This window comes from Alteromonas lipotrueae (assembly GCF_019249215.1).
GTDB classification, from domain to species: Bacteria; Pseudomonadota; Gammaproteobacteria; order Enterobacterales; family Alteromonadaceae; genus Alteromonas; species Alteromonas lipotrueae.
Genome location: NZ_JAESDI010000007.1, coordinates 216,633 through 241,135, shown reverse-complemented (window position 1 = coordinate 241,135; position 24,503 = coordinate 216,633). Strand labels below are relative to the sequence as shown.

At 44.0% G+C, this 24,503-nt stretch carries 19 protein-coding genes; 13 read left to right on the top strand and 6 right to left on the bottom strand.

Annotated elements, in window-relative coordinates; all coding sequences use genetic code 11:
- The first annotated feature begins 107 nt into the window (after positions 1–107).
- Both JKP82_RS10295 and JKP82_RS10290 read left to right on the top strand, forming a co-directional pair.
- Positions 108–1,364 (top strand): serine hydrolase domain-containing protein, encoded by a 1,257-nt coding sequence (locus JKP82_RS10295; protein WP_218396910.1) that lies wholly within the window; start codon positions 108–110, stop codon positions 1,362–1,364.
- A gap of 447 nt (positions 1,365–1,811) precedes the next feature.
- Entirely contained in the window at positions 1,812–3,623 is a 1,812-nt protein-coding gene (locus JKP82_RS10290; RefSeq protein WP_218396908.1) for a putative bifunctional diguanylate cyclase/phosphodiesterase, read from the top strand.
- Positions 3,624–3,782: 159 nt separating this feature from the next.
- Here the strand turns inward: JKP82_RS10290 and zigA are convergent, their stop codons facing one another.
- Positions 3,783–4,985 carry a zinc metallochaperone GTPase ZigA gene (zigA, locus tag JKP82_RS10285; protein WP_159533986.1) on the bottom strand — a complete coding sequence of 401 codons (1,203 nt, stop codon included), beginning with the start codon at positions 4,983–4,985 and terminating at the stop codon, positions 3,783–3,785.
- Positions 4,986–5,694: 709 nt separating this feature from the next.
- Between zigA and ppiC the strand changes: the two genes are divergently transcribed.
- A complete protein-coding gene (gene ppiC, locus JKP82_RS10280) occupies positions 5,695–5,973 on the top strand; it encodes a peptidylprolyl isomerase PpiC (RefSeq protein WP_159533984.1) in 279 nt (92 codons plus the stop codon).
- Positions 5,974–6,035: 62 nt separating this feature from the next.
- On the opposite strand, the gene JKP82_RS10275 is transcribed toward ppiC, so the two are convergent.
- The gene (locus JKP82_RS10275; RefSeq protein ID WP_218396906.1) at positions 6,036–8,309 is read right to left on the bottom strand and encodes a TonB-dependent siderophore receptor; all 2,274 of its coding nucleotides are present in this window, start codon (positions 8,307–8,309) and stop codon (positions 6,036–6,038) included.
- A gap of 184 nt (positions 8,310–8,493) precedes the next feature.
- Here JKP82_RS10275 and JKP82_RS10270 point away from each other — a divergent pair, with 184 nt between their 5' ends.
- On the top strand, positions 8,494–9,990 hold the full coding sequence (locus tag JKP82_RS10270) for a PepSY-associated TM helix domain-containing protein (protein WP_218396904.1): 1,497 nt from the start codon (positions 8,494–8,496) through the stop codon (positions 9,988–9,990).
- Positions 9,991–10,015: 25 nt separating this feature from the next.
- Here the strand turns inward: JKP82_RS10270 and JKP82_RS10265 are convergent, their stop codons facing one another.
- Both JKP82_RS10265 and JKP82_RS10260 read right to left on the bottom strand, forming a co-directional pair.
- Positions 10,016–10,714 carry a hypothetical protein gene (locus JKP82_RS10265; RefSeq protein ID WP_218396902.1) on the bottom strand — a complete coding sequence of 233 codons (699 nt, stop codon included), beginning with the start codon at positions 10,712–10,714 and terminating at the stop codon, positions 10,016–10,018.
- A 109-nt stretch (positions 10,715–10,823) separates the two neighbouring features.
- Positions 10,824–11,000, bottom strand: a complete 177-nt coding sequence (locus JKP82_RS10260; protein ID WP_159533975.1) for a DUF6435 family protein — start codon at positions 10,998–11,000, stop codon at positions 10,824–10,826.
- A 443-nt stretch (positions 11,001–11,443) separates the two neighbouring features.
- On the opposite strand from JKP82_RS10260, the gene JKP82_RS10255 reads away from it, so the two are divergent.
- From JKP82_RS10255 to speA, 5 genes are all read left to right on the top strand, one after another.
- Entirely contained in the window at positions 11,444–12,601 is a 1,158-nt protein-coding gene (locus JKP82_RS10255) for an NAD(P) transhydrogenase subunit alpha (protein ID WP_159533973.1), read from the top strand.
- A 2-nt stretch (positions 12,602–12,603) separates the two neighbouring features.
- Positions 12,604–12,888 (top strand): NAD(P) transhydrogenase subunit alpha part 2, encoded by a 285-nt coding sequence (locus tag JKP82_RS10250; RefSeq protein ID WP_159533971.1) that lies wholly within the window; start codon positions 12,604–12,606, stop codon positions 12,886–12,888.
- 11 nt (positions 12,889–12,899) lie between these two features.
- Positions 12,900–14,288 (top strand): NAD(P)(+) transhydrogenase (Re/Si-specific) subunit beta, encoded by a 1,389-nt coding sequence (locus JKP82_RS10245; protein ID WP_159533969.1) that lies wholly within the window; start codon positions 12,900–12,902, stop codon positions 14,286–14,288.
- 224 nt (positions 14,289–14,512) lie between these two features.
- Positions 14,513–14,947, top strand: a complete 435-nt coding sequence (locus JKP82_RS10240; protein ID WP_159533967.1) for an arginine decarboxylase — start codon at positions 14,513–14,515, stop codon at positions 14,945–14,947.
- A 115-nt stretch (positions 14,948–15,062) separates the two neighbouring features.
- Positions 15,063–16,973 (top strand): biosynthetic arginine decarboxylase, encoded by a 1,911-nt coding sequence (speA, locus tag JKP82_RS10235; RefSeq protein ID WP_218396899.1) that lies wholly within the window; start codon positions 15,063–15,065, stop codon positions 16,971–16,973.
- Between the two features lie 85 nt (positions 16,974–17,058).
- On the opposite strand, the gene JKP82_RS10230 is transcribed toward speA, so the two are convergent.
- Positions 17,059–18,207, bottom strand: a complete 1,149-nt coding sequence (locus JKP82_RS10230) for a serine hydrolase domain-containing protein (protein ID WP_159533963.1) — start codon at positions 18,205–18,207, stop codon at positions 17,059–17,061.
- Positions 18,208–18,413: 206 nt separating this feature from the next.
- On the opposite strand from JKP82_RS10230, the gene JKP82_RS10225 reads away from it, so the two are divergent.
- From JKP82_RS10225 to JKP82_RS10215, 3 genes are read left to right on the top strand one after another with little or no spacing between them, the layout of a single operon-like run.
- The gene (locus JKP82_RS10225; protein ID WP_218396897.1) at positions 18,414–19,826 is read left to right on the top strand and encodes a DNA-3-methyladenine glycosylase 2 family protein; all 1,413 of its coding nucleotides are present in this window, start codon (positions 18,414–18,416) and stop codon (positions 19,824–19,826) included.
- 38 nt (positions 19,827–19,864) lie between these two features.
- Positions 19,865–20,350: a methylated-DNA--[protein]-cysteine S-methyltransferase gene (locus tag JKP82_RS10220; RefSeq protein ID WP_218396895.1), complete on the top strand. Its 486-nt coding sequence runs from the start codon at positions 19,865–19,867 to the stop codon at positions 20,348–20,350.
- Positions 20,341–21,231 (top strand): DMT family transporter, encoded by an 891-nt coding sequence (locus tag JKP82_RS10215; protein ID WP_218396893.1) that lies wholly within the window; start codon positions 20,341–20,343, stop codon positions 21,229–21,231. The genes JKP82_RS10220 and JKP82_RS10215 overlap by 10 nt, the downstream gene beginning before the upstream one ends.
- 155 nt (positions 21,232–21,386) lie before the next feature.
- Here JKP82_RS10215 and JKP82_RS10210 read toward each other — a convergent pair whose 3' ends face one another.
- Complete coding sequence (locus tag JKP82_RS10210) at positions 21,387–22,808, bottom strand: sensor domain-containing diguanylate cyclase (protein WP_218396891.1); 1,422 nt, start codon at positions 22,806–22,808, stop codon at positions 21,387–21,389.
- 198 nt (positions 22,809–23,006) lie between these two features.
- On the opposite strand from JKP82_RS10210, the gene glmU reads away from it, so the two are divergent.
- The gene (glmU, locus tag JKP82_RS10205; RefSeq protein WP_159533953.1) at positions 23,007–24,365 is read left to right on the top strand and encodes a bifunctional UDP-N-acetylglucosamine diphosphorylase/glucosamine-1-phosphate N-acetyltransferase GlmU; all 1,359 of its coding nucleotides are present in this window, start codon (positions 23,007–23,009) and stop codon (positions 24,363–24,365) included.
- The last annotated feature ends 138 nt before the right edge of the window (positions 24,366–24,503 follow it).

Genomic DNA, 24,503 nt, shown 5'->3' with positions numbered 1-24,503 from the left:
GCGAAAAATCAGGCTTTTTTCATGTATATCTCGTTCATTTCGATAGCGTGGTGGCTGACAGCGAATACGTGCCGCTGACTCGGCGACAAAAATAACAAGGAAAAAGTATGACCACGACAATAAAAGCAACCGCCTTACTTACAATTGCATGCTGCTTGGGTATTGCCCATGTGCCTTCGGTGTGGGCTGGGGAAAGAAGTAAGGTACCGCCTAAAGCGAGTGCCGAAGAAGCTCAAATTAAGCATTGGCGCATGCCAGAAATAGAAAAGCGGTTTTTGGATATACCTGAGTTAGATTCCCCTTACATAGATACATCGCCCGTTAATTTAAATGATGGTATCGCCGTTGGCCAATTCAGCCTCGCAGGTGAAGATCAAACTAGCGATGAAGAGGCAATAATAAAACTCGCTAAAGAGATGGCAACTGGTGAGTACGGAAAATACGACAGTATGTTAATTGCTAAAGGTGGCACCTTGTTGTTTGAGTCTTACTACAAACGAGGAAGAGTAGATTTACCACACCCTCAATCATCGGCCACAAAAAGTTATACCTCATTAGCGCTGGGCCGAGCGATTCAAATGGGATATCTATCGATGGACGATTTAGACAAACCGATAATTAGTTTTCTCAACGATATTGATAGTACCAAGCTAGTGGAGGGCGCAGAAACCATCACGCTGCACCACGCATTAACAATGGCCACAGGTATTGATATTTCGAAAGAGGGGTGGGATGCGATATCTGCGGATCTTGACCGTATTAAAGGCCAAGGTGAAATACAAGCTGTATTAGAAGACAGTGCGCCTATCACTAAAGAAACACAAGTTTTCAAATACGGTACAGGTCCTCGGTTGGTCATGCAGGTAATTGAAGCTGTGGTGCCTGGTTCTGCAGAGGCGTTCATTCGCACTGAGTTGTTTGGTAAGTTAGGTATTACGAATTACGATTGGCGCTTGGCACCTAGTGGTTTGCCTGAGTCAGGATGGAAGGTAAGCGTGACTGCCCGAGATATGCTTAAAGTGGGGCTTTTGGTCGACAATAACGGTAAATGGAAGGGGGAGCGGCTTGTACCGAAAGCCTATTTGGAGCGTGCCACAAGTAGGCAGATACTAACCGGAGACGACGATATTTATGGCGGTGGAGAGCTAGTATCAAATCAAGGTTACGGCTACTTCTTTTGGGGAACAGACTTAGCGCTAGATGGCAGTAAACACCATGCTTTTTCAGCGCAGGGTGGCGGGGGGATGTATATTTTATTGGTAAAAGATTTTGACCTTGTTGTGGTGGTGACTGCCCACGAGCGAGAAGATGTTACACAGCAGTTAGTTGCCGAGCGTATTTTGCCCATATTTTCCAAGCGGTAACGTAAATTTAACCGCATAAAAATCTAGTGCACCCGTTCACTTTCACGAAAAGCGCTGAATTAATCTTCAGCGCTTTTTTTGGTTAAAAAGGAAAGGTAAATATAGGTACTGGTCTTTGTTTGCATGCACTACGTACCTAAAATTGAATATATGCATCATGGCAAAAATTTTAAAACTTACTGTACGTTTGCTTAAGTGCGATTACCTGCTATAAATTCAACAGTGTATTTCTAAAAATAATCGTTCGCCGATAGCGTACTTACATATTAAAAATAACTTGCTCAAAAGTGAGTTCATATTAAAAGAGCAATTTGAACAATGGATGTGAAGAACAGTGGCATAAGGAAGGCGTTACCTGTTTTAACGTTAACGTTTTTTGTTTTTGCTCTAATCCTACTCTGGTGTTTTTTCAAACTTAACCAAAGTAGCTTTTTCCATCAGCTAAATGTGCGGCACTTTAAATATACCTCTGAACTGAACGCGCTAATTTCAGCCCCTGCTGAGCTATTTTCCGAAAGCCACCCTGTTAAGTTAGGCGATATTCGCAATACTATTATTAATATTCGTCAGCAGCCTATTCGATGTTTATCTATGATAGGCAATTCAGAACGTCTACTGATGAACTTCATAGGTACCGAGTCAGTCATTGAAATTTGTCAGCGCGATATTGAAAGTGCTAACGATTCGCTGTTGGCATTAGACCAGTATGAAAATGGTGATATTAGTCGTGATGTCTTGCAACAGCAGATAGTAAAATCGCTGAATGACTTTAGAACGAATTCTACCGACTTTGAGCTACCGGTAGAAAAAACCGTTAAGTTTGTAGCCAATTTTATTTTAACAATCATCATTCTATCATCTGTAGTTGTGCTGCTTTTCGCTGTATTTATTTCCCGCGTTGTATCTGCTGGTTTAACCAGCAGGGAAGAGGCGATGGATGCCCTAGCCCAAAGCGAAAAGCGTAATAAAGCGTTGGCCCATACCGATACATTAACGGGCTTGCCGAATAGAAACTTGCTTGAACATACTGTAGACAAAGCCATTAATATGTCGGAGCGTAGTAACTTGCCCTTCGCGGTGATGTTTATTGATCTCGACCGCTTTAAAGACATAAACGATAGCTTAGGTCACGCGTTAGGCGATAAGCTTCTGGTCACTATGGCGCAGCGAATTTCTAAAGCAATTCGTGCTACCGATGTGGTGGTTCGCTTCGGCGGAGATGAATTTGTGGCAGTAACGGATTGCTTCGAATCAATTGAAACGATTGATTTTATTGCCCATAGAATATTAGACGCCATCAGTAAACCGATGAAGCTTGCGAATAACGACTGTTATATCACCGCCAGTATAGGCGTGGCCTGTTACCCACAAAACGGTGCTAACTCTTCACTGCTGCTAAAGCACGCTGACACCGCAATGTATCAAGCTAAAGAGGCGGGCAAAAACCAATATCAAGCATTTGATAAATTATCGGCCATCAAACAAAACCGCAAACTAAAACTGGTTAATCAGCTTCATTATGCCATTGCAAGCAATGAGTTTAGCTTGGTTTACCAACCCATAATTAGGCTTGTCGATGGCGTTACAGTAGGAAGTGAAGCACTACTAAGATGGACAAACCCAGATAACGAAGCCATTGGTCCCGATGAGTTTATTCCTATTGCCGAGCATTCTGGACAAATTATTGATATTGGCAATTGGGTATTACAACAAGCCTGTGAACAATGTAAAGCGTGGCATGATGCAGGTGCTACGCATCATGCCATGGCAATAAATGTGTCTTCACATCAGCTTAAAGATCAGCATTTCGCGCAAAGGCTCGAAGATATTCTGGCTAGCTTATCGTTGCCAGCAGAGTGTATACATATTGAGGTAACAGAGAATATTGCCATTATGGAAGAACAAGCCTGCGTTGCGTCGCTGTACAGGTTATCTGAGCTTGGTGTGCGACTGTTTCTCGATGACTTTGGTACGGGCTATTCGTGCCTAAGCTATCTCAAGAGTTTACCTTTTGACGTGTTAAAAATAGACAAAAGCTTTATGCCTGCAAATAACACCATTGCCAGCACCATTATCGCCATGGGACACGAACTGGATATGGAGGTGGTAGCCGAAGGCATTGAAACTGATATGTGTTACGCAATGCTACAGAAGCTAAAGTGCCAATATGGGCAGGGGTATTTGTTCCAAAAGCCAGTGCCAGCTAGAGAGTTTGATATCTACAAACAATACAAATGCAGTGTTCCTGAGCTAGCTTAATAGCGCAAACGGTATGTGTTTTTAGTCAGTTGGCTTAGCGTATTGCTACTAAGACAACCACTTGTCACATAAGCACAATAGGCTCTATCGACGTACTCGACTTTTTAATGCTACCAGCAGTAGGGGCGCTTTCGGTTAAGGGGCTAGCAGCTAGCGTCATTATAAACCCTCCCAACGAGGAAATGGATCCGGCAGGGTTCGCCAATAATCCACCCCCTTTATCAGGCTTTCATCGTCTAGTAAGCAAGAATCAAGGATTTTAGTGATTGTGGCTTCATCTAGGTTTTGCCCAATAAATACCAGCTCTTGGCGCATGTCGCCAAAAGGTTCCATCCACTGCTTTTCAATTGAAGCTAGATACTCTTCATCTTCAGGCCATTCAGACTTAGGAAGAGCTTTCCAAAACATACCACCATAACCATAATGGGCAATACCACCGGCTTGGCTCCATTGACCCGCACATTCAGGCCGCGAGGCTAACCAAAAGTAACCTTTAGATCGCAGTAACTTTCCGTAGTTTTCGGTGGTATGCAAAAAGTTATAAAATTTTTGCGGGTGGAAAGGACGGCGCGCATGATAGCTGAAGCTACTGATGCCATATTCTTCGGTTTCTGGCGTGTGCTCACCGCGCATTTCCTTAAGCCACCCTGGTGCAAGTTGCGCTTTTTCGAAATCGAACAATTGAGTGCCTAACACTTCATCAATATCGATACTGCCTCTATTTATAGGAATAATTTTTGCTGTGGTATTTAAACTTTTCAATATGGCGGTTAAGTTCGCCAAATGAGTTTCATTAACCAAGTCTGTCTTACTGATTAGGATAACGTCGGCAAATTCAACTTGGTCAACAAGCAAATCGGCCACACACCGCTCGTCTTCTTCGCCAAGAGACTCACCGGTTTCCTGTAAATATTTGGCTTCTTCGTAGTCTTTACTGAAGTTGACCGCATCAACCACAGTAACCATGGTATCTAATGTAGCAATATCTGATAACGACACACCGTTTTCATCGGCAAAGGTGAAGGTTTCTGCCACAGGAAGGGGTTCTGATATACCCGTGGACTCAATGAGCAAATAGTCAAAGTTGCCCGTTTTCGCTAACCGATTAACCTCTAAAAGCAAGTCTTCGCGCAAAGTACAACAAATGCAGCCGTTACTCATTTCAACCAGCTTTTCTTCACTGTGGTTCAGTGAAACATCGTTTTTAACGATGGAAGCATCTATGTTCACTTCGCTCATGTCATTGACAATAACGGCTACACGTTTGCCTTCGCGATTATTAAGAATATGACTGAGCACTGTCGTTTTTCCTGCGCCTAAAAAACCAGACAGCACGGTAACGGGAAGTTTAGCGTTGTTCATCCTAATTCACCTACAATGATTAAGGTTTATTTTGTTATAATATAACATATCATAAGTGACTGGTTTGAGAATAGTGAATTTGTGTTCTAATTAATGAAGGTGCCGCGCAATGAGGAAACAAAAAGAAATGATATAGCGCAAAAAAAGCGTGCTTATTTATTACGACACAAACCGGCGTACTTCATCCAATTTGGACAGGTGTTGGCATCATCGCAGCGCCATCTTACGCCGCTTAAATCATATTTTTCTTTTAAAAGGTAAGTCTTAGATTCTAGATTAATGATCTCGATATAATGGTAGTTTTCCCAGCGAATGAAGCAAGCATATGAGCCTGGGTTCACGGGGCGAATTCTTATTTCAATGCCGTTCGGATTTGGGCGTGTGATTAAGCAGCTTGTTGCACCGCACTTGTCAGCGTGCGCAGTTGAAGGCACATAAAGCAATGCGAAAAATAACAGGAAAACAATCAGACGCATAAACGCGTAAATCGCAATATTACTTGCTGGCTCATAATGCGGCTCCTGCCTTAACGTAAATTGTATTCTTAATACAATTTTAGCGTGGTATTGGCAGTTTGCTTGCCCAATGAGGGTACATGGCAGCGTGAGGCGCTATTATTAATCTATTGAAGTATCTTTTAAGCCTGAGCAAACGCAAGGTAGTGAATGCGGTATACTTGGCCGTATAAAATTAATTAATAGGTATCTTAATGGCATCTGCATCCGCGTTACACATTCTGGTTAAAACTGAAAAAGAAGCTTTTTCGATATTAGAGCAGCTTAAAAAAGGAAAAGATTTTAGTACCTTAGCTAAGCGCCATTCTACTTGCCCTTCGGGAAAGCGAGGTGGTGATTTAGGTGAATTCCGCCGCGGCCAAATGGTAAAAGCGTTTGATGATGTGGTGTTTAAAAAAGAACTATTGAAGGTACATGGGCCAGTTAAAACCCGCTTTGGATATCACTTAATAAAAACATTATATCGTAGTTAGTATTAAGCAAATTAAAACTACTCAACGCCATTGTTTCCAATGGCGTTGTGATCATTACCAAGTTACAGCGTGAAAGACACAGAGCCAAATACGGTTCTGGGTGCGCCTATGCTAATACGTAAATCGCCGCCGCTGGCGGAGTAGTATTCTTCCTCTAACAGATTTTTTACTGCCAACTGAAATCTTACGGTGCTGTTTTTTCCTGCGCGGGGAACCGCAAGGGTATACCACATTGATAAATCAACTAAGCCGTAACTATCTAACACAAAGCTGTTTGCATCGGTGCCGAATCTATCACCCACATAGAAATAGCCGCCGCCAATACCCAACCCTTCAAGATCACCATGTTGAAATTCATAGGATGCCCATAAGTTAAATGTATTTTCTGCTACGTTGCGAGGTGTGTTGCCGGCAACTGAACCGCTACCTTCAATTTCCGCATCAGTATACGCATAGCCTGCAATCACATTCATTCCCTCGGAGGGTTGGCCTGAAATTGACAGTTCAGCCCCTTGTGAGGTTTGGCCATCGCGTAAAACAGCAACGCCGTCTAGGTCTGCGAGCACGTTGGTTTTATCAATATCATAAACCGAAACACTGGTTTGCAATCGTCCGTTAAAAAACTCCGCTTTAACACCGGCTTCAATTTGTTGTGAGTCTTCTGGGTCAAACGGTTCTGTCTGGCTAACCTCCGTATTAGCTTGATTTATATTAGGCTCGAATGCCTCCGAATAACTCAAAAAGAGGGAAGTGGTATTGTTCAGCTTGTAGTTAGCGGCAATTTGCGGTGAAAACGCGGTGGCTGAATCTAAATCCAGTAAGGTTACACCATCAGATTGCACTTCTTGGGTGACCGAGTCGAAACGTCCACCAAGTAACACACTAAAACTGTCGGTTAATTCAACGTAGTCATTAATGAAAACACCGTACTCTTGCAGTTTTGTCCCTCGACGAGGAAAGTCTGACGGGGTAAGTGAAGTGGGTAAATTGCCATATATTGGATTTGATACATTAAATAAGGGGCCATCGCCACCTAGAGATGTTGGTACGCCATTCGTGTTCGCGGTTAAAACAAAGTTGTCTTCACGGGTAAAATCACGAAAGTTAGCGCCTATGGCAATATTGTGAGTAACGCTTGCAATGTCCATGTTACCTGACACCTTTGCATTAACGTAGGCAACATCAACATCGGCATTTTGGTTTCCGTCGGTACGTCTAAATAAAAATACGCGGTCGCTAGGATCATCAAACTCTGCAACCAAAGATGCACCCAAAATACCAGCGATATCGGCAGGGTTTTGGAATATTACGAAACCATCATCAGTAATGGGGCCGTCGGCGTCAAATACGCCCACTGCAAGCGGCCTGGCTTGTAAATCATCCGCAGAGCTTTGTTCGTATGCGGTACTGACCTTTAACGTCCAATCATCGTTAATATTATGCGCTATTGTGGCGTCAAAAAAGTTGAAGTTGCTTTCAAAAATTTCAAACGACTCACCAAATCGCGTTGAATGAGAGATATCGAGCAAGTTGTTGACTACCTCCCGGCCATTTGGTGTGGGCACCGTAATTGTCCCTCGATCTAATGGTCTTGCTTCATCGCGGTACTCATACGACAAATTAAGCTGAGTTGCGGGGGTCAGATTTATGTTGCCAGAAATAGATAGGGTGTTTCTATCAACATCAGTAAAATCCCGAAATGACTCAGCATCTTGCATTGAACCCACAAGTCGAATTGCGGCGTTGTCACCGATAAGTTGAGACCAATCTACTAGCGCAAATTTATCATTGAATGAGCCTATGCGTGCTTCACCCGAAAGGCGTTGTTCATTAAGCGGTTTCTTCGTAACGATATCTACCAGTCCACCCGGTTCAACTTGTCCGTAAGTAATCGATGCGGGCCCTCTGATAATTTGGGTATACGCAACATTTGATAAATTCGTTTTGAAGTTGGTGGCGCGCCTAAAACCATCGCGGTAAACCGCATTCCTTCTAAATCCACGAATTAAGAAATCATCGTTTGTACCACCAAAACCATCACCTAAAGAAACCCCTGGCGTGTTTCGAAGCGCCTCTGAAAGGTCGGTGATTTTCTGATCGAGGATGAGCTGCTCAGGAATAATATTGACCACTCGAGGTAGCGATAGAAAATCTAATTCAAAACCCGTAAGGGAAGACGATTCCCCTACAACATAGCGAGATTGAGCGGTACCAACAACGGTAATTTTTTCAAGTGAGTCTTCGTTTTTATCTTGTGTGTCGGTAGCTTGAGCGAATGCGAGAGGGCTACTACACGCTAAAGCGATGAGTGTGGCGAGGCGTTTAGGGGCGATCATTTTTTGTCCATCTTGTTAAATAAAAACAAATATTTACAATACTAATTATTCAAATGCAAATAATAATTGTTATCATTCGCTTAATTGTGTTTAAACGCCCATATGATATTGATAATTGTTTTCATTTAAACTAAGCTCGTACGTCTTCTTATACTTGTTATTGTCGGAGCGCAGTGAGCACAGCATGGTTGAAGTCGTTAGCTCAAAGCGTAGAAAGCGTAAGCTATACAATTGGCATATTTGGTTAGGTTTCAATCTTGCATTTTTAACCGCTTTGCTGCTGGCTACTGGCACCATAGCCACAATTTCCAATGAGATTGATTGGTTGCTGCAAGATGATATGCGCGTGTCACCCGAGGGCGAAAAAGTGTCTTGGGGGGAAATGGAGGCCAATGCGAAGGAGCGGGCTAATCCTGATGACATGTTGATAATGCTGACTGCTGGGGAAAACGATCACTTTGCATACAGGGCCACTTTCTTGCGGGCAAATGGCACACGCTACCATGTTCATGTCAATCAATGGACAGGCGACGTTACCGGAACTACACCATTTTTAACGGTTCAGCGTTTTTTTAGAGATCTGCATCGATATTTCTTTATGCCAAGTTTCATTGGTTTACCCATTGTCAGCTCCCTCGCTATTGTACTGATGATTTCACTTTATACGGGGCTAAAAACCACAGGAAGGCTTAAAAAGGACGCGTTTCGGATACGAAAAGGTAAAGGTATTCGGGTGCTGCTAAGCGACTTGCATAAGGTGGCCGGAATTTGGTCGATGTGGTTTATTACCCTCATGGTTATCACTGCATTTTGGTATCTCATTGAATTTGGTTTTCTGGTGGCTGGCGATGGTTTTGAGCCCCCTCGTCCCGGGCCAACAACCCAACGTATTGAGGAATTTGGTGATGCATTACCTTTGTTACCTGCCGATACTATTATTGCGCGCGCATCGAGTGCCTTTCCAAATTGGGCACCCCAGCAAATACTGTATCCTCGTTCACCTAAGCAAGCGATAACTGTTTTAGGTTACACCCAAGATATTTTCGTTAGAGCTAGAGCCAATCGAGTGTTTTTAGATCCTGTCTCGGGAGATGTCATTCAGGTGCAGAAATCGGAAGATATCGCCTTCGATGAATATCTCAATGAAATGGTCGACCCGCTGCACTTTGGCACATTTGGAAAGCTCACCACTAAACTAATATGGTTTACGTTTGGTTTATTGTTAACGGGGCTAACAATTACCGGCGTTATGATGACGTATAAAAGAGTTAAGAAAACGCATATATCGAAGGCGCAAATTAAGACTTTTCCCATCTTATTTGTAACCGCTATTTTTGGGTGTTTTTATGTGAAAGGGCAAATCAATTATAGTGAGAGTGGCGAGCTGATTACCACAGATACTTTCATATACGAAGGCTATATATTGAACAGCGAATTGCGCCAAGAAGGTATAGATGAATACCATTTAGTGTTAAGGGCGCAGCATAAAAAAGGGATACCCATAATCCATTCAATAACAGCGCTTGATCAGAACGGGCAAACTCATGCCGTAAAACAAAAGACCTTTGCATCAACTAGCATATTTAATTATTCGTATCGTCAATCGGATAACCCGCTAGATAACCACATCACGCTGAACGTTGTTTTTGCCTCGGGTGAACAAAAGCAGTTTGTATTGTAGTTGACGATTAAAAGCCCTGATTAGTTTAGGGCACCCAACGTTCGCCGCAAACGCCATGTTTGGTATAAATACGGTACGGGCTGTTAGCGCTGTGAATATCTTCACGTAACGCTGTGCTATGGTCGACTTCGATAAAAGGGGTTTGTGATGCGACACCTTGGCTGTCTAGTACGTAGTAGCGTGACGCGTACTCCGTTAATTGCATTTTATTTTTATGAGCCACGTCGGTAAGGCGTACGCGAGTAACGGCTTTAAATCGAGTGTTGGGGTCGGTAATTGAGAGCAGTTTTTTATAAAAATAGCCCTTATCAGCTTGATGCTGAGAAAACGCATTAAGAACGTTAATTAAGGCTTTTAGCCCAATGGCTTCGCGCTGCAGCATAAAATCGTGTTGGGTATAATTCGCATTTTTCGCTACTTGGCCTGCCGTGTAGACTTGCTCTTCTTCTAAGCCTGTCAGGTAGTCTTGGCCTTCTTCATTGTAATTAATCAACGCTGCGGTATTCATGTTTATCATGTAATCGCTGATACCGGCAGGTAGCACTTCAAACAGCAAAACATCCGGGGTAACTACGCCACGCTCTTCTGGGGCCTGCGGGCCTTTGGGAACGCAACTATCAGAAATGAAATAGTAGTATTGGCCAGCATTCATTGCATGCGCAGAAGGCTGGAACATGGCTAGGCTAACCAAAGTTCCTAAACAAAACAGAAAACACTTACTCATAACGCAAATCCGCAACAGCAAGGCATCACATGATTCGCATTATGCAACACCGTAAAATAATGATGCTATTGTAACCTGTAAGAGTGCTCGGTCGATAGCGAACCTATTTTTATTTGTCACCTTTCTCTATTGCCTGTATTTCACTCCATAAAGTTTCTGACTCTTCTGTTATTTTGGCGTAGCTTTTCATATCACCATTGCGTTGCGCCACCATGGCTTTCTCTAAAAGAGCGTTATATTGCTTACGCATTTTTTTAGTAGGGTTGGAATTAAACATGCCGAACATAGTAGGTTCTCTTTATAAACGAATAGGCTTATTACATACGCTGAGTGTAGCGTGATCACGTGGCATGTTTTAAATATTTGTAATGGAAATTTAGCTTCGCTGCCTATCAATACTAAATTCAATACTTGTTGATTCATAAAATTAATACTCTTGCCAAGCTGCATTAATTCCCGCTATGCCAATCTCATATAAATTCTAGTTATGACTCGTAGCAAAATAATACTAGTTGAGCATGTGCAAATGCCGTAAGTTCTTTTGCTGAGTGGTAAAAGTGGTGAACAGTAGTGGCTACTTTTATGACTTTTAAAAGAAGTGTTTTAGCGTAAATAAGGGATGAGAACAGTTTTGATTTCCAAAAGGCATGTTAAGCATAAGTGAATAAAATGGCTTGTTCATCTATAAAGGATGTCATTCTCGTGGAGCCTGGACGTGAGGAGAAGCGTGTGAAAATCATAGTATTAAACGAATCGAAAATACCGATGCCACTATCCAATGTGGAGAAGCGCTGTGCAGTAACCCCATCAAGTGTACAACGCTTGGTGAAGAAAGGGGCTGAGCTTCACATAGAAAGTGGGGCAGGTTTGTTATCGGGGTATGCCGATAAAGAATATGTAGATGTGGGTGGAATTGTTATTGATGATGTGAATAGTGCATTATCAACAGCCGATATGCTTGTAAGCGTAAATAAACCGGCTGAATCCCAACTGTCGGTGATGAAAAAAGGGGCCATTGTGGTTGGCCATCTTGACCCTTTCTTTGAGCAACCGCTGGTTGAGTCAATAGCAAACAAAGGCTTAACGGCTATTTCGGTTGAAATGATCCCCCGCTCATCTCGAGCCCAAAAAATGGATGCGCTAAGTTCACAAGCGAGCCTTGCTGGCTATGTAATGGTAATGCAAGCCGCGAACTACTTACCTTCTATATTACCTATGATGATGACACCGTCGGGAACAATAAAGCCCGCCAAAGTGTTCATTATTGGTGCTGGCGTGGCTGGCTTGCAAGCTATTGCCACGGCGAAACGATTAGGGGCGAACGTACTCGCCTACGACACGCGCCCCGTTGTTGCTGAGCAAGTGGAGTCTCTAGGCGGTAAGTTTCTTAAAATCGATATTGGCGAAACCGGTCAAACTAAAGACGGCTACGCCAAAGAACTCACCGATGAACAAAAAGCGAAACAGCAAGACGCGCAGCGTGATGCAATTGCTGATTCAGATATTGTTATTACCACCGCACAGCTGTTTGGTCGCAAACCACCAGTGCTAATTAGCAAAGAGACTTTGGCACTAATGAAGCCTGGTAGCGTGGTGGTCGATATGGCAGCCCAATCAGGCGGTAACGTTGAAGGTTCTGTGGCCGGTGAAGTAGCCCAAGTGAATGGCGTAACAGTGATAGGCACCGGTAACTGGAGCCAAGCGGTTGCCCGCGCAGCCACTGATATGTATGCGAACAATATTTATAACTTGGTAGATGAATTCTACGACACCGAAAGCAACGTGTTTGGTTTGAATCTAGAAGACGATATTTTAAGTGGCTGTGTTATTGCTCATAACGGTGCCATTACCAACGATATGTTAACCAACGCCTACAAAGGAGCGTAATTATGGAAATTATCTATTTACTATTTATTGTGCTGCTTGCTGGTTTTCTTGGATTTGAGTTAATTCGCAAAGTACCTGCGACTTTACATACGCCATTAATGTCGGGCTCTAATGCTATTTCAGGTATTACCTTGGTGGGGGCATTGGCAGCGTCTGGTGGCGATAACAATGTGTTGACCACGATATTAGGAACCGCGGCGGTAGCGCTTGCCAGTATAAACGTTGTGGGTGGTTACTTGGTAACCGATCGCATGCTAAGCATGTTTAAAAAGAAAGATAAAAAATAAGGAGTATGCAAGTGAATGATATCGAAACCATAATCAATCTTGCGTACGTTGTAGCCGCAGCGTTATTTATTTTAGGGCTAAAATTACTTAGCCATCCAGATACAGCAAAACGGGGTAACTTTGTTTCTGCTGTGGGTATGTTGATTGCCGTTATAGTGACGTTGCTCGATCAACAAATAATCACTTATCAATGGATTATTTTAGGCGTTGTTGTTGGTGGTGCGTTTGGTGCTTGGAAAGCCAAATCAGTTGAAATGACAGCCATGCCAGAAATGGTGTCGTTGTTTAATGGCTTTGGTGGTGCAGCTTCATTATTGCTCGGTTGGGCTACATTGTCTGGCATGAGCATGGTTGCCCTTCAAGCCGCTACTGCGTTTACGTACATTACCTTGTTCTTCACTATTTTAGTGGGGGGCGTTACGTTCTCTGGTTCTGTGGTAGCGTGGGGTAAGTTGTCTGGCAAAATGTCGTCTAAAGCCGTAATTTTTACCGGTCTTCGCGAACTTAGCGTACTGCATCTAATTGCTATGCTAGTAGTAGGGTACTTTTTTACCACAGAACCCCAAAATACCCTGTGGCTATACTGCGCTATTGCGCTGGCGCTCAGCTTCGGCCTGTGGGCAACTATCTCAATTGGTGGCGCCGATATGCCAGTGGTTATTGCCTTATTGAATAGTTATTCAGGTGTAGCGGCTACGGCGGCAGGTTTAGCCACCGGCAACACTATTTTGATTGTTACTGGTTTGTTGGTTGGTGCTTCAGGTCTTATTCTTACTAACATTATGTGTAAGGCAATGAACCGCTCGTTAATGAACGTGTTGTTGTCTGGGTTTTCGAAGCCTGTGGAAGCGGGTGAAAAAATTGAAGGCGAAATTAAGATTTTGTCTGCCCAAGATGCATTTTATGTATTAGAAGCGGCGCAGTCGGTATTGGTGGTACCTGGTTACGGTATGGCAGTAGCGCAAGCGCAACATGCGGTGCGTGAAATGCAGTCGTTGCTGGAAGATAACGGGTGCACCGTAGACTATGCCATTCACGCGGTAGCCGGGCGTATGCCGGGCCACATGAATGTTCTGCTCGCCGAAGCCGATGTTCCGTATGACCAACTGTACGAAATGGATGATGTTAACCCGCGTATGGAAAACTACGATGTGGTTATTGTTATTGGGGCTAACGACGTGGTTAACCCTGCCGCGAAAGAAATGAAAGGTAGTCCAATTTACGGGATGCCGGTTATTGAAGCATATCGCGCTAAGACCGTATTCGTGCTTAAACGCTCTGCCAATGCTGGTTTTGCTGGGGTAGATAACCCGCTCTTCTTTAAAGACAATACCCGTATGGTATTGGGCGATGCTAAAGAAACAATTAACAGTATCGTGAGAGAGTTTGGTGACGATTAAGGTATAAAATATCAGTGGCAGGTATGAAAATGCCTGCTGCTGTTTTGTCCTCAGCGATAGCTGTTAATTCTAAGTTGCTGTTTTTTAGTTGATTTCATTTCTTAATATGCACCATTTTTTTTCCACGAAAAAGATGAGACATTTCTTGTACAACGATAATAATCACCTTTACCATTGCATATGCTACTTTAGTCGAGCTTTTGAAAGGGATTGCAGTTAGACAGATGTCAAATCAGTATTATCACATTGAAGTGTTTCAAGATCTTATTTTGGTAACACTGCGCGGGCGTTGGGACATGAGCACCAACATTCAGTATCTAGCAACGTTTGCGGATACGCTCAACGCTAGGCGAGGAAAAGCCTTTCATATCATTGTAGATATGCGGTCTTGGGAAGTGCCAGATTCGGAGTTTTTTGCCCGAATGAAAGCGCCGATACAAATTGATAGACGAAATCAGAAAATTGAAATTTGGCTTGAAGACGACAAAACTGTCGCCGATCACATAGCCGCAAAATTCTTTAATGAGCAAAACTTCACATTGCACCGTACCAAAAACCAAGATTCGTTTATTAGGCAAGTCGATTCGGTGTTTAGTGGTGAAACAAAGGCGTATATTCTTGAATGGGTTAGCCGACAAGTCATCGATAAACAAAATTAGTCGAGACAATCGATATTTTACGTAGCACCACATTGTACGTTGTCTATAATACCGCCCTATTTCGCATTAATTTCTGAACAGCAGCGTTCAGCATAGTTTTTAAAAGGTGACTACATTGTCAGATTGGAGCATTGAAGAAGCAGAGCGCGTCTATGGCGTGTCTCAATGGGGTGGCGGCTATTTTCAAGTTGGTGAAAATGGTAACGTACATGTGACTCCAGTTCCTGATGATCCCAGTATTCGCATCGATTTTAAATCGGTTGTTGAAGAGATTCGAAAAGAAGGGGTTCAATTCCCTGTAGTAGTTCGTTTTCACGATATCTTACGCTCCCAGGTTGCTAGTCTGAATAAGGTGTTTCGTAGCACTATTGAAGAAGCTGAGTACAAGGGCGTATACCAAGGCGTTTATCCGGTAAAAGTAAACCAGATGCGTGAAGTGGTAGAAGAGATTGTAGAGGCAGGCGCACCTTTTAACTATGGTTTAGAAGCGGGCTCAAAAGCTGAGCTGCTTACCGTACTTGCCATGAACAACAACGAAGATTCCCTGACCATTTTAAATGGCTATAAAGATGATGAGTTTATGCGCCTAGCATTGTTAGGTCGAAAGCTTGGTCGCAAGATAGTGGTGGTGGTTGAAAAGTACAGTGAACTACTGCTGTTGGTAAAAGTGTCTAAAGAACTGAAAATAGACCCTATTATCGGCGTGCGCGCTAAAATGACGGTGAAAGGCCGTGGTAAATGGGAAAGCTCTGGTGGCGAACGTGCCAAGTTTGGCCTTACCATTACCGAAATCATTAAAACCGCCCGTTACCTTGAAGAGCAAGGTATGTCTCATTGTCTTAAGTTACTGCATTTCCACATTGGTAGCCAGCTTACCGATATTCGTGCGGTAAAAGAGGCCATGACCGAAGGCGCACGTATTTATGCAGATTTGCACAAGATGGGCTTTCCACTAGATTATGTGGATGTAGGTGGCGGCTTAGGCATTGATTACGACGGTAGTAACTCTACTAACGAATCTTCACGCAACTACAGTATGCAAGAATACGTCGCCGACGTGGTTTACGGCATGAAAGAGATGTGCGACCTAGAAGGCGTACCGCATCCCAATTTAGTGAGTGAAAGTGGCCGAGCTATCACCGCACACCACAGTTGTGTAGTGACAGAAATTGTGGGCGAAATTAAGTCGAATGCGGCACAAATCGATACGTCTGAAAATGCAAACGAACATGTGTTTTTGAAAAATATGCGTGAGTTGTCAGACGATTTCGAGAATCAAACCAACATGCACGAAGTGTATAACGATGCGTCGCAATATAAAGAACAAGCACTCGGTGCCTTTAAATTGCGCGTGTTGTCTTTAGAAGAGTTGGCAAAAATTGAAACCCTTTACTGGGATATCATGGCGCGTTTGCAAATATGGTATCGCAAAGAAGAGTACGTACCTGAAGAACTGCAAGAGTTAGATTACAGCTTGTCTTCGCAATACTTGTGTAACTTTTCGGTATTTCAGTCTGCCGCTGATACATGGGCCATCGACCAGTTGCTTCCGGTCGTGCCGCTTACGCGCATGAACGAAAAGCCTACGGTGAACTGCTCATTGGTTGATATTACCTGTGACAGTGACGGCAAAATTGATCAGTTTTCTATTGGCCGTGAAATTACCGATGTATTGCCGATGCACCCGCTTAAGAAAGATGAGCCTTACTATATTGGCCTATTCTTAACTGGCGCATATCAGGACGTAATGGGTGACATGCACAACTTGTTTGGTCGTTTGAACGAAGTGCACATCTTTAGCTACGATGACGATCCAGAAGACTTTTATATCGAAGAAGTGGTGAAAGGCTCTTCAGTTGAAGATGTTTTAAACATTATGCAATACAACCCACGGGCTATGGCATCTGATGTGAAACGTCTTATCGACAGACAAGTGTCAGGTGGGAAAATTAACCCGAAAGAAGGTGTTCGCTGGACCGATTTTTACGAAAATTGCTTAAGCGGTTATACCTACTTAAAGCCGTAATTTCGGCGGGTTAACGTAAGAACAAACACACGGTGGCGCTTAAAATTCGTATTCGTAATAGAGAAAACGAGTGTTAAGTGCCAGCCTATTCCTTAGCCTCTGCTTGTTTAAAATAACGCTTCCAAAACTCAGCCGTTGTAGAATTTATCATATTCGATTCGGCATTCATCAGCATCACATATCCGGTTTTATAATCGGGCGCAAACGCCACATCAGCACGATACCCTTTTACCCAACCTCCATGATAGTTAATGCGCTTGCCGTCAAAGTCATAAACGCGCCAGCCTAGCCCATAATGGGCGTCTTTAAGCATTCCGCGCCAACCTCTGCGCCTAGTTTCGCGCTGGGTTTTAACCCGTGGTGTGGTGACTTCCTCAATCATGTCAGGTGAGATCACCGTAGGAAATTCGCCTAGCAAAGCCTGCAAGTAAATGGTCATATCGGTAATGCTTGCGTTTACACCCGCTGCGGGTGAAAAGCGGTAGTAGTTGCTTTCAACCGCGCCTTCCCGCCATCTATCTCTGGCAATAGCAATGTGTGGGCGAGCCCAGGATGCAGAAGCAAGCAACCCGCCTTTTCCTACACTTGCGGTATTCATGCCCAGCGGAGTAAACAGCTGAGTTTGTACTTCCCGAGAATAAGAAGAATAATTGTTCGTAAAATAGTACTCGAGCGCCCCAAAAAGCGCATTTTGGTAGGTGTAGCACTCACCAGGTACGCACAAAGGGTCGAGTTCACTCAATGACGTTAGCACCCGTTGCAGCGAATAGTCGGCTTCAATTAAGTTGTCGTAGGCATTGGGCATAAAACCGCTAGATTGGCCCACAATGTGCTGAAGCTGCAATGTTTCCATACCGTCCACAGCAAAGGGAATATCAGGTAACAGGGTGGAAATGGGGGTGTCCCAATGCAAACGTTGTTGTTCAACCAGTTTGGCAGAAAGAAGCGCGGTGAAGGTTTTTGATACCGAGGCTAGGCGAAAGACGGTGTCTTCGGTGATCCGCTTCCCGCCTTTGTGAGTTCTGCCATAGACATAAACTTGTGGTGCCTTGCCTTGCTCGTAATAAACAAAGGTATAGCCGGGCACATTATATTTTGCGGCCTCGCGCTGCACATAGTTGGCATAATCAGAAAGCCAATCGGCGCTTAATGCGGGAAGTGTCACGATAAGCGTGAAAAAGAATAGGCTAATTCTAATCAGGCGCGTTACTAAATTGCGCGTGGTTTGCAACATGAATTGGGCTCTGTAAGGGCGCACCCCAAAGGTGGCAGGCACTATTATTTTTACGCCATTATGCGGTTGCTAGTGGCGATTATCAACTCTACTGATATTTTACTGTCAGTTCCGATTTTGTCGCACCCTTGCAAGGGGAACAGGATACAATTAATTCTTAATAGCGCAGTGACTGTTTAAACCCGCACATCAACCAGAGCCATAGTATGAACACTGACATAAAAGATTCAGCGCATGTAGACAATGAGCACCGCGATACTTACGCTAAAGCTAGGGTAAGTAGAGATGCCCGTTTTGATGGTCGCTTCTTTGTGGCGGTGAAAACCACGGGCATATTTTGTCGGCCAATTTGCCCTGCCAAATTGCCAGATGAAAAGAACGTGGCTTACTATAACCACGCTGCTAAAGCCATGAGCGATGGCTTTCGTCCCTGTTTACGATGCAGGCCCGACAGCGCACCGTCTTCTTTTGCGTGGTTAGGGGTAGGGACAACGGTGACAAGAGCGCTAACGCTATTAAGTGATATACCCGTGCAGTCTATTTCCACTATTTCAAGCCGATTGGGTATTAGTGAGCGTTACTTAAATAAACTCATGGTGTCGCATACGGGGTTGTCGCCCAAACAATATCAAGATTTACAAAGGGTGCTGTTTGCTAAGCAGCTACTACAACAATCTACCATGAAGCTTACTGATATTGCGTTTAGCGCCGGATATGCCTCTACAAGGCAGCTTCAGCGGGCAGTGCAAACCTATTGCAAAAAAACGCCTACCGAATTACGAAGCAAACGCCATGCTGCATTGCCTGAAATATCCCTTAGGTTGCACTTCAGGCCACCTTACCACTGGCAGCAAGTGCGCGAATTTCTTGCTTTGCGCGCTATTCGTGGCGTAGAAGAGGTGTGTGAAGATACCTACTGCCGTTATATAAGTGTTAAGGGAGAATTGGGGTTTATTAGCGCAACTTTCAACGAGAGCGTAAATGGCTTCGATGTGAAAATGCGTTTGCCAAATTTAGGTTATGTGTATAAAACGGTAGAACAAATCAAGCAGCTACTCGATTTACATGCAGCCCCAGAGTTAATAGAAAAATCGCTATTAGCAGCGGGCTTGCCTGATAATCTTCTTACTAAAGGGTTGCGGCTTCCTGGTACATGGACGGTATTTGAAAGTGGGTGCAGAGCGATAGTAGGGCAACAAGTCAGTGTAAAAGCCGCGATTAATCAAGCGGGGCTGCTTGCACAGCATTTAGGGGCGGTAGCCGCAGAGGGGCCCGTCGAGCAAAACCAACATTATTGTTTTCCAGAACCCGAAGCGGTTGCGAATAGTGAGTTAACTTTTTTGCGTATGCCTAATGCCCGTAAGCTTGCACTTCGCGATTTTGCGGCGTTGTTTTGTAACGGTAACCAGCCAACTCATGATGAAATATTGTCAATCAAAGGGGTTGGTCAATGGACATTAGATTACCTTAAGATGCGAGGTGAACGTAACCCTGATGTGTACTTGGCTGGCGACCTTATTGTAAGAAAAATGGCAGAGAAATATCCGGTGTTGCCGCAAAAGGCTGCACCATGGCAAAGTTATTTAACACTACAGTTGTGGCAGTTAAGCAATAGTTAACGTGTTGTTGGGTATAAACATATCAGTAGGAATAAGTCATGACAGTATGCAAAAGCTACCTTGATTCACCACAAGGGCTTATTGAAATAGCGGCAACTAGCAAAGGAATTAGTGCGATTGTATTTGTAGATAGCGCTAATGGTGACGTTGACGGCGGCGTTACCAGCAATGATTTCACTGAAGCAGCAAAAGTGCAGCTAGCAGATTATTTTAATGGAAGCCTCACCCAATTCGACTTACCCTTTGATGCCAAAGGCACTGCGTTTCAGCAAGCGGTATGGAAGGCACTGTGTGATATACCTTATGGTGAAACCGCCAGTTATGCAGATATTGCCAATAAGTTAAATAATCCCAAAGCAGTTCGTGCCGTGGGCATGGCTAACGGACGCAACCCTATTGCGATAGTGGTACCCTGTCACCGGGTTATTGGGAGCAATAAAACCTTAACGGGATACGCGGGTGGGCTTGAACGTAAGCAATACTTATTGAAATTAGAAGGAGCACAAGGCGTACTATGGGCTTAAGAGATATTGCTGCACTATTACTATTAGCATCGATTTGGGGCGGCTCATTTATTTTTATGCGGGTGGCGGCGCCTGAGTTTGGGATTTATGTATTGGTAGCCATTCGTACCGTACTGGCTACCAGTGTGTTACTGCCTGTTTTGATGATGACCGGTGGCGTGAGCCAAATTTTCAGGCATTGGTTTCCCATTGCACTGGTAGGGCTAGCGAATACCGCCGTGCCCTTCGCGTTATTCAACTACAGCAGTTTGCATCTAGAAGCGGGAGTTAATGCTATTTTAAACGCCACCGCGCCAATGTTTGGCGCGTTAGTGGCGTGGCTATGGTTGGGCGACAAACTTACTCCTACTGCCATTGGAGGCTTAGCGCTCGGGTTCTTGGGTGTAACGGTTATTAGCCAGCAAAAGCTAGGGGAAGGTGATATTAGCTTTGTGCCTATTCTAACCGCTTTACTTGCCACTACCTGCTACGGCATTGCTGCCAGCATGATGAAACGATGGCTGCAAGGCGTGCGACCTTTAGTGGTGGCTACAGGAAGCCAAGCGATGGCATCTGTTATGTTAGCACCGTTCGCATTAAGTACATTACCAGCCACTATGCCAAGTACTAATGCTTGGCTAAATGCGGTTGCACTCGCCATTTTAGGTACTGCTATTGCTTATATTTTGTATTTCAAATTGATTGCCAATGTAGGGCCAGCAAAAGCGATTTCGGTGGCCTACATGGTGCCGTTATTTGGCATTATTTGGGGCGTATTGTTCTTGCAAGAGCACTTGTCGTTACAAACCATTATTGGCGGGGTAATGATACTAACGGGTGTGGCACTCACTACCGGTGTGATAGGTATAATAAAACGTAGCAGGGCAGCCAAAACGGCGTAATAAACTTGTTTGCTCGGTTTGAAAGGACGTTAGCATCACCCTAGTATACGTAATACAGCTTAGTACCATTAAGTACAGCTAATACGTGTGGTGATGCTAAGCGTTATATATTGAAATCTGTTTATTAAATTTCAAATCAAAATTTAGCAGCTTACTTATTCAATAAGCTGCATACGCACTAAATTGTGCCCATCCCTTTTAGCCTGATACAGCGCATCTTCCGCATGGGCAGTAACTTCATTCATACTGCGGGTGGTGGCAGTGAAAGATACCCCAAAAGAGGCGGTTAATTGAAGCTGCGGCGACTCACTTAACGGCGTTAACGTGGCAATGCCATGACGTAAGTTTTGCGCAGTATCGAAGGCTTCATGCGGCCCTGTTTGAGGCAATAAGATAATAAATTCTTCACTGCTCCAGCGACCAAGCACATCTTGCTCACGTAAGTGATCAGAAAGATATGCCACAACCTTATCTAACACATCATCGCCCGCATTTCGGCCATGGGCATCAATAATATGCCCAAAGTCGTCTACGCTGATTAAAATTACACTAATAGAACGCTGTTCTTTTAATAACGATTGGTAGATAAGTTCTAAGTTAGTGCGGTCGGGCAAACGATTAGCATGACGCACAATTAAGTCGGGCTGCATGTCTCGTCTGAAATAATAGAGCAAATTATATATAAGCAAAAAGAGTGAGAAAACAACCACTAGCAAAGTAACCACACTGAAGATAAAGGCTTGCGATATTTCGGTCTGCCTGTCTTCTAATGGGCTAAGTAAAAAGACGGTCCATCCAAACTGGTTCAATTTAACTTCGGCAATCAAAAAGTCTTTTTGATCGATAGTCACTAACTTATTATTAAGGGCTTGCTCGTCTTGCACCGTAATCGGAAGGCTGGCATACCAAGGTAGCTCTGAAAGGTTGGTAAAGTCAGAATACGAGGCCACAAGAGAAGGGTCGGAAGACAGCATGATGTCTCCCTTTTCATCGACAAAAAGAAAGTCGTAGCCGTATTGTTCTTTGTAAGAATCGAAGACACTAATAAAACTGCGTAAGCTTTTCCCTATGCCAAAGAAGCCCAGAAACCGGCCATCGTCATCAAAGACCTTAAGGTCGATATAAAAATGGGTGTCTTCCCATTTACCAATATCCGCCACTGCATCCTGAGATCCATCACGGTACTTAAAATACCAACTGACTTCGCCCTCAATTAACTCAATGGTAGTGCCATCGGAATTATATTGTCGTTTGGCGCTCTCGCTGGCAATAAAGAAGGATAAACCAAACTCTCTTTCAAGACGGTTTAGGGTGTTAAATATCGCGGCCTCGTTAACCTCGTCGCCTTCCATTAAGGTGACTAATTCAGTGGAATGGCCTAACGCTTCAGACGTATGAAGCGGCTTTAATAACTGCTCGACAATAAGAGACACCGCTGGCGATAGTGACTGTTGCTGTGCTCTGCTTTGCTCCGCTACAATTTTAGAAATACTAAAATGCACTAGGGTAACAATAGCTAGAACCACGACGGCAAACAGCACCAATATACTTCGGTGAAGTGTTCGAAAAGTATTCACTGACTACGCAAGCTCCTTTGCTGCTACAATCCAATTCAGTTGAGAACAAAGTATACCCGTTGATTTAATGAACTACTAGGCTGTTCAGCTCAGATATAGACTTAAGAATGAGCCCTTAAAAATCAATCGCTGACATATAATCACGGCTTAGATACACTAGGCAAAAGTTCGTATTATCGATTTTCGTAAAGGAATAGCATGGCATTTTCAGTGGTAGTTTTAGCCGCAGGCAAAGGCACGCGCATGAAGTCTTCGTTACCAAAGGTACTTCACAAAGTGGGCGGAGTGCCCATGGTGCAGCGTATTATCAACACCGTTCAAGCCCTAGAGGCTGATAGTATTCATTTAGTTTATGGTCATGGAGGCGACAAGCTAAAGGCCACATTAACAGGCGAAAACTTAAACTGGTGTTTGCAAGAAGAGCAGTTAGGCACGGGTCATGCGGTGCAGCAAGCCGCGCCTCACATTAGCGATGATGAAGATGTGCTTGTACTAGTTGGCGATGCACCCCTTATTCGTCAAGAAACCTTGGCCAAGCTAAAAGCCGTGAAAGCTGAGTGTGATTTAGCCCTGCTTACCGTTGAATTAGACGACCCAACAGGTATGGGCCGAATTATTCGTAAAGACGACAACATTACCGCCATTGTTGAGCACAAAGATGCCACCGATGCGCAAAAGCAAATTTGTGAAATCAATACCGGCATGATGATGATGGCCGGAAGCGATTTAAAACGTTGGTTGGGTGCGCTAAGCAATAGCAACGCACAAGGTGAGTATTACCTTACTGATGTCATTGAAATGGCGGCTAATGAAGGCAAGCGTATTCAATCGGCACAACCACAAGAAGTGGTTGAGGTTGAAGGGGTAAATAACCGCATTCAATTGGCGCATCTAGAGCGTGCGCTACAACTTCGCCAAGCGAACGAATTAATGACCAATGGCGTGGCATTGGCCGACCCTCAACGTTTCGACCTAAGAGGCACACTAACCACGGGGCAGGACGTAAGCATTGATATTAATGCGGTGGTAGAAGGTAACGTTATTTTAGGCAATAACGTAACGATTGGGCCGAACTGCGTTTTGAGAAATTGTGAAATTGCCGACAACGCAGTCATTGAGGCAAATTCTATTATCGAAGAAGCCATCGTAGGTGAAAGCTGCACGGTAGGGCCATTTGGTCGCTTGCGCCCTGGCGCGGTTATGCATGCAAAATCTAAAGTCGGTAACTTCGTTGAAATGAAGAAAACCGTGCTAGGTGAAGGAGCTAAGGTTAATCACCTTACTTACCTAGGTGATGCGGAAGTGGGCGCTAATGCCAATATTGGTGCTGGCACTATTACTTGTAACTATGACGGCGTGAATAAATCTAAAACCGTTATAGGTCAGAATGCCTTCGTGGGCTCTAATTCTTCGTTAGTGGCTCCCGTAACGATTGGTGACAATGCCACGGTAGGTGCTGGCTCAGTCATTACCACCGAAGTAGAGAGTGCGGCATTAGCAGTAGCACGAGGCAAGCAGCGTAATATTGCTAACTGGCCCCGCCCGACTAAAAAATAGCGAGTATGTAATAGCTTTAGAGCTTTTTACCGCTTAATGAAAGGACAGCTATGGTTGTCCTTTTTTGTGCCCGCTTGTTTCTACCCTCGTTCGTCGCTTTATAATAATTGTGCAAAAAACTTGCGAAATAAAGTCGAA

What these genes read in the sequence shown, in the direction of transcription:
- JKP82_RS10230 (WP_159533963.1), bottom strand. Translation starts at nt 18,207, where the DNA reads ATGTTGCAAACCACGCGCAATTTAGTAACGCGCCTGATTAGAATTAGC.
- JKP82_RS10260 (WP_159533975.1), bottom strand. Translation starts at nt 11,000, where the DNA reads ATGTTCGGCATGTTTAATTCCAACCCTACTAAAAAAATGCGTAAGCAA.
- JKP82_RS10225 (WP_218396897.1), top strand. Translation starts at nt 18,414, where the DNA reads ATGAACACTGACATAAAAGATTCAGCGCATGTAGACAATGAGCACCGC.
- ppiC (WP_159533984.1), top strand. Translation starts at nt 5,695, where the DNA reads ATGGCATCTGCATCCGCGTTACACATTCTGGTTAAAACTGAAAAAGAA.
- JKP82_RS10240 (WP_159533967.1), top strand. Translation starts at nt 14,513, where the DNA reads ATGTCAAATCAGTATTATCACATTGAAGTGTTTCAAGATCTTATTTTG.
- JKP82_RS10270 (WP_218396904.1), top strand. Translation starts at nt 8,494, where the DNA reads ATGGTTGAAGTCGTTAGCTCAAAGCGTAGAAAGCGTAAGCTATACAAT.
- JKP82_RS10250 (WP_159533971.1), top strand. Translation starts at nt 12,604, where the DNA reads ATGGAAATTATCTATTTACTATTTATTGTGCTGCTTGCTGGTTTTCTT.
- JKP82_RS10265 (WP_218396902.1), bottom strand. Translation starts at nt 10,714, where the DNA reads ATGAGTAAGTGTTTTCTGTTTTGTTTAGGAACTTTGGTTAGCCTAGCC.
- zigA (WP_159533986.1), bottom strand. Translation starts at nt 4,985, where the DNA reads ATGAACAACGCTAAACTTCCCGTTACCGTGCTGTCTGGTTTTTTAGGC.
- glmU (WP_159533953.1), top strand. Translation starts at nt 23,007, where the DNA reads ATGGCATTTTCAGTGGTAGTTTTAGCCGCAGGCAAAGGCACGCGCATG.
- JKP82_RS10275 (WP_218396906.1), bottom strand. Translation starts at nt 8,309, where the DNA reads ATGATCGCCCCTAAACGCCTCGCCACACTCATCGCTTTAGCGTGTAGT.
- JKP82_RS10295 (WP_218396910.1), top strand. Translation starts at nt 108, where the DNA reads ATGACCACGACAATAAAAGCAACCGCCTTACTTACAATTGCATGCTGC.
- JKP82_RS10220 (WP_218396895.1), top strand. Translation starts at nt 19,865, where the DNA reads ATGACAGTATGCAAAAGCTACCTTGATTCACCACAAGGGCTTATTGAA.
- JKP82_RS10215 (WP_218396893.1), top strand. Translation starts at nt 20,341, where the DNA reads ATGGGCTTAAGAGATATTGCTGCACTATTACTATTAGCATCGATTTGG.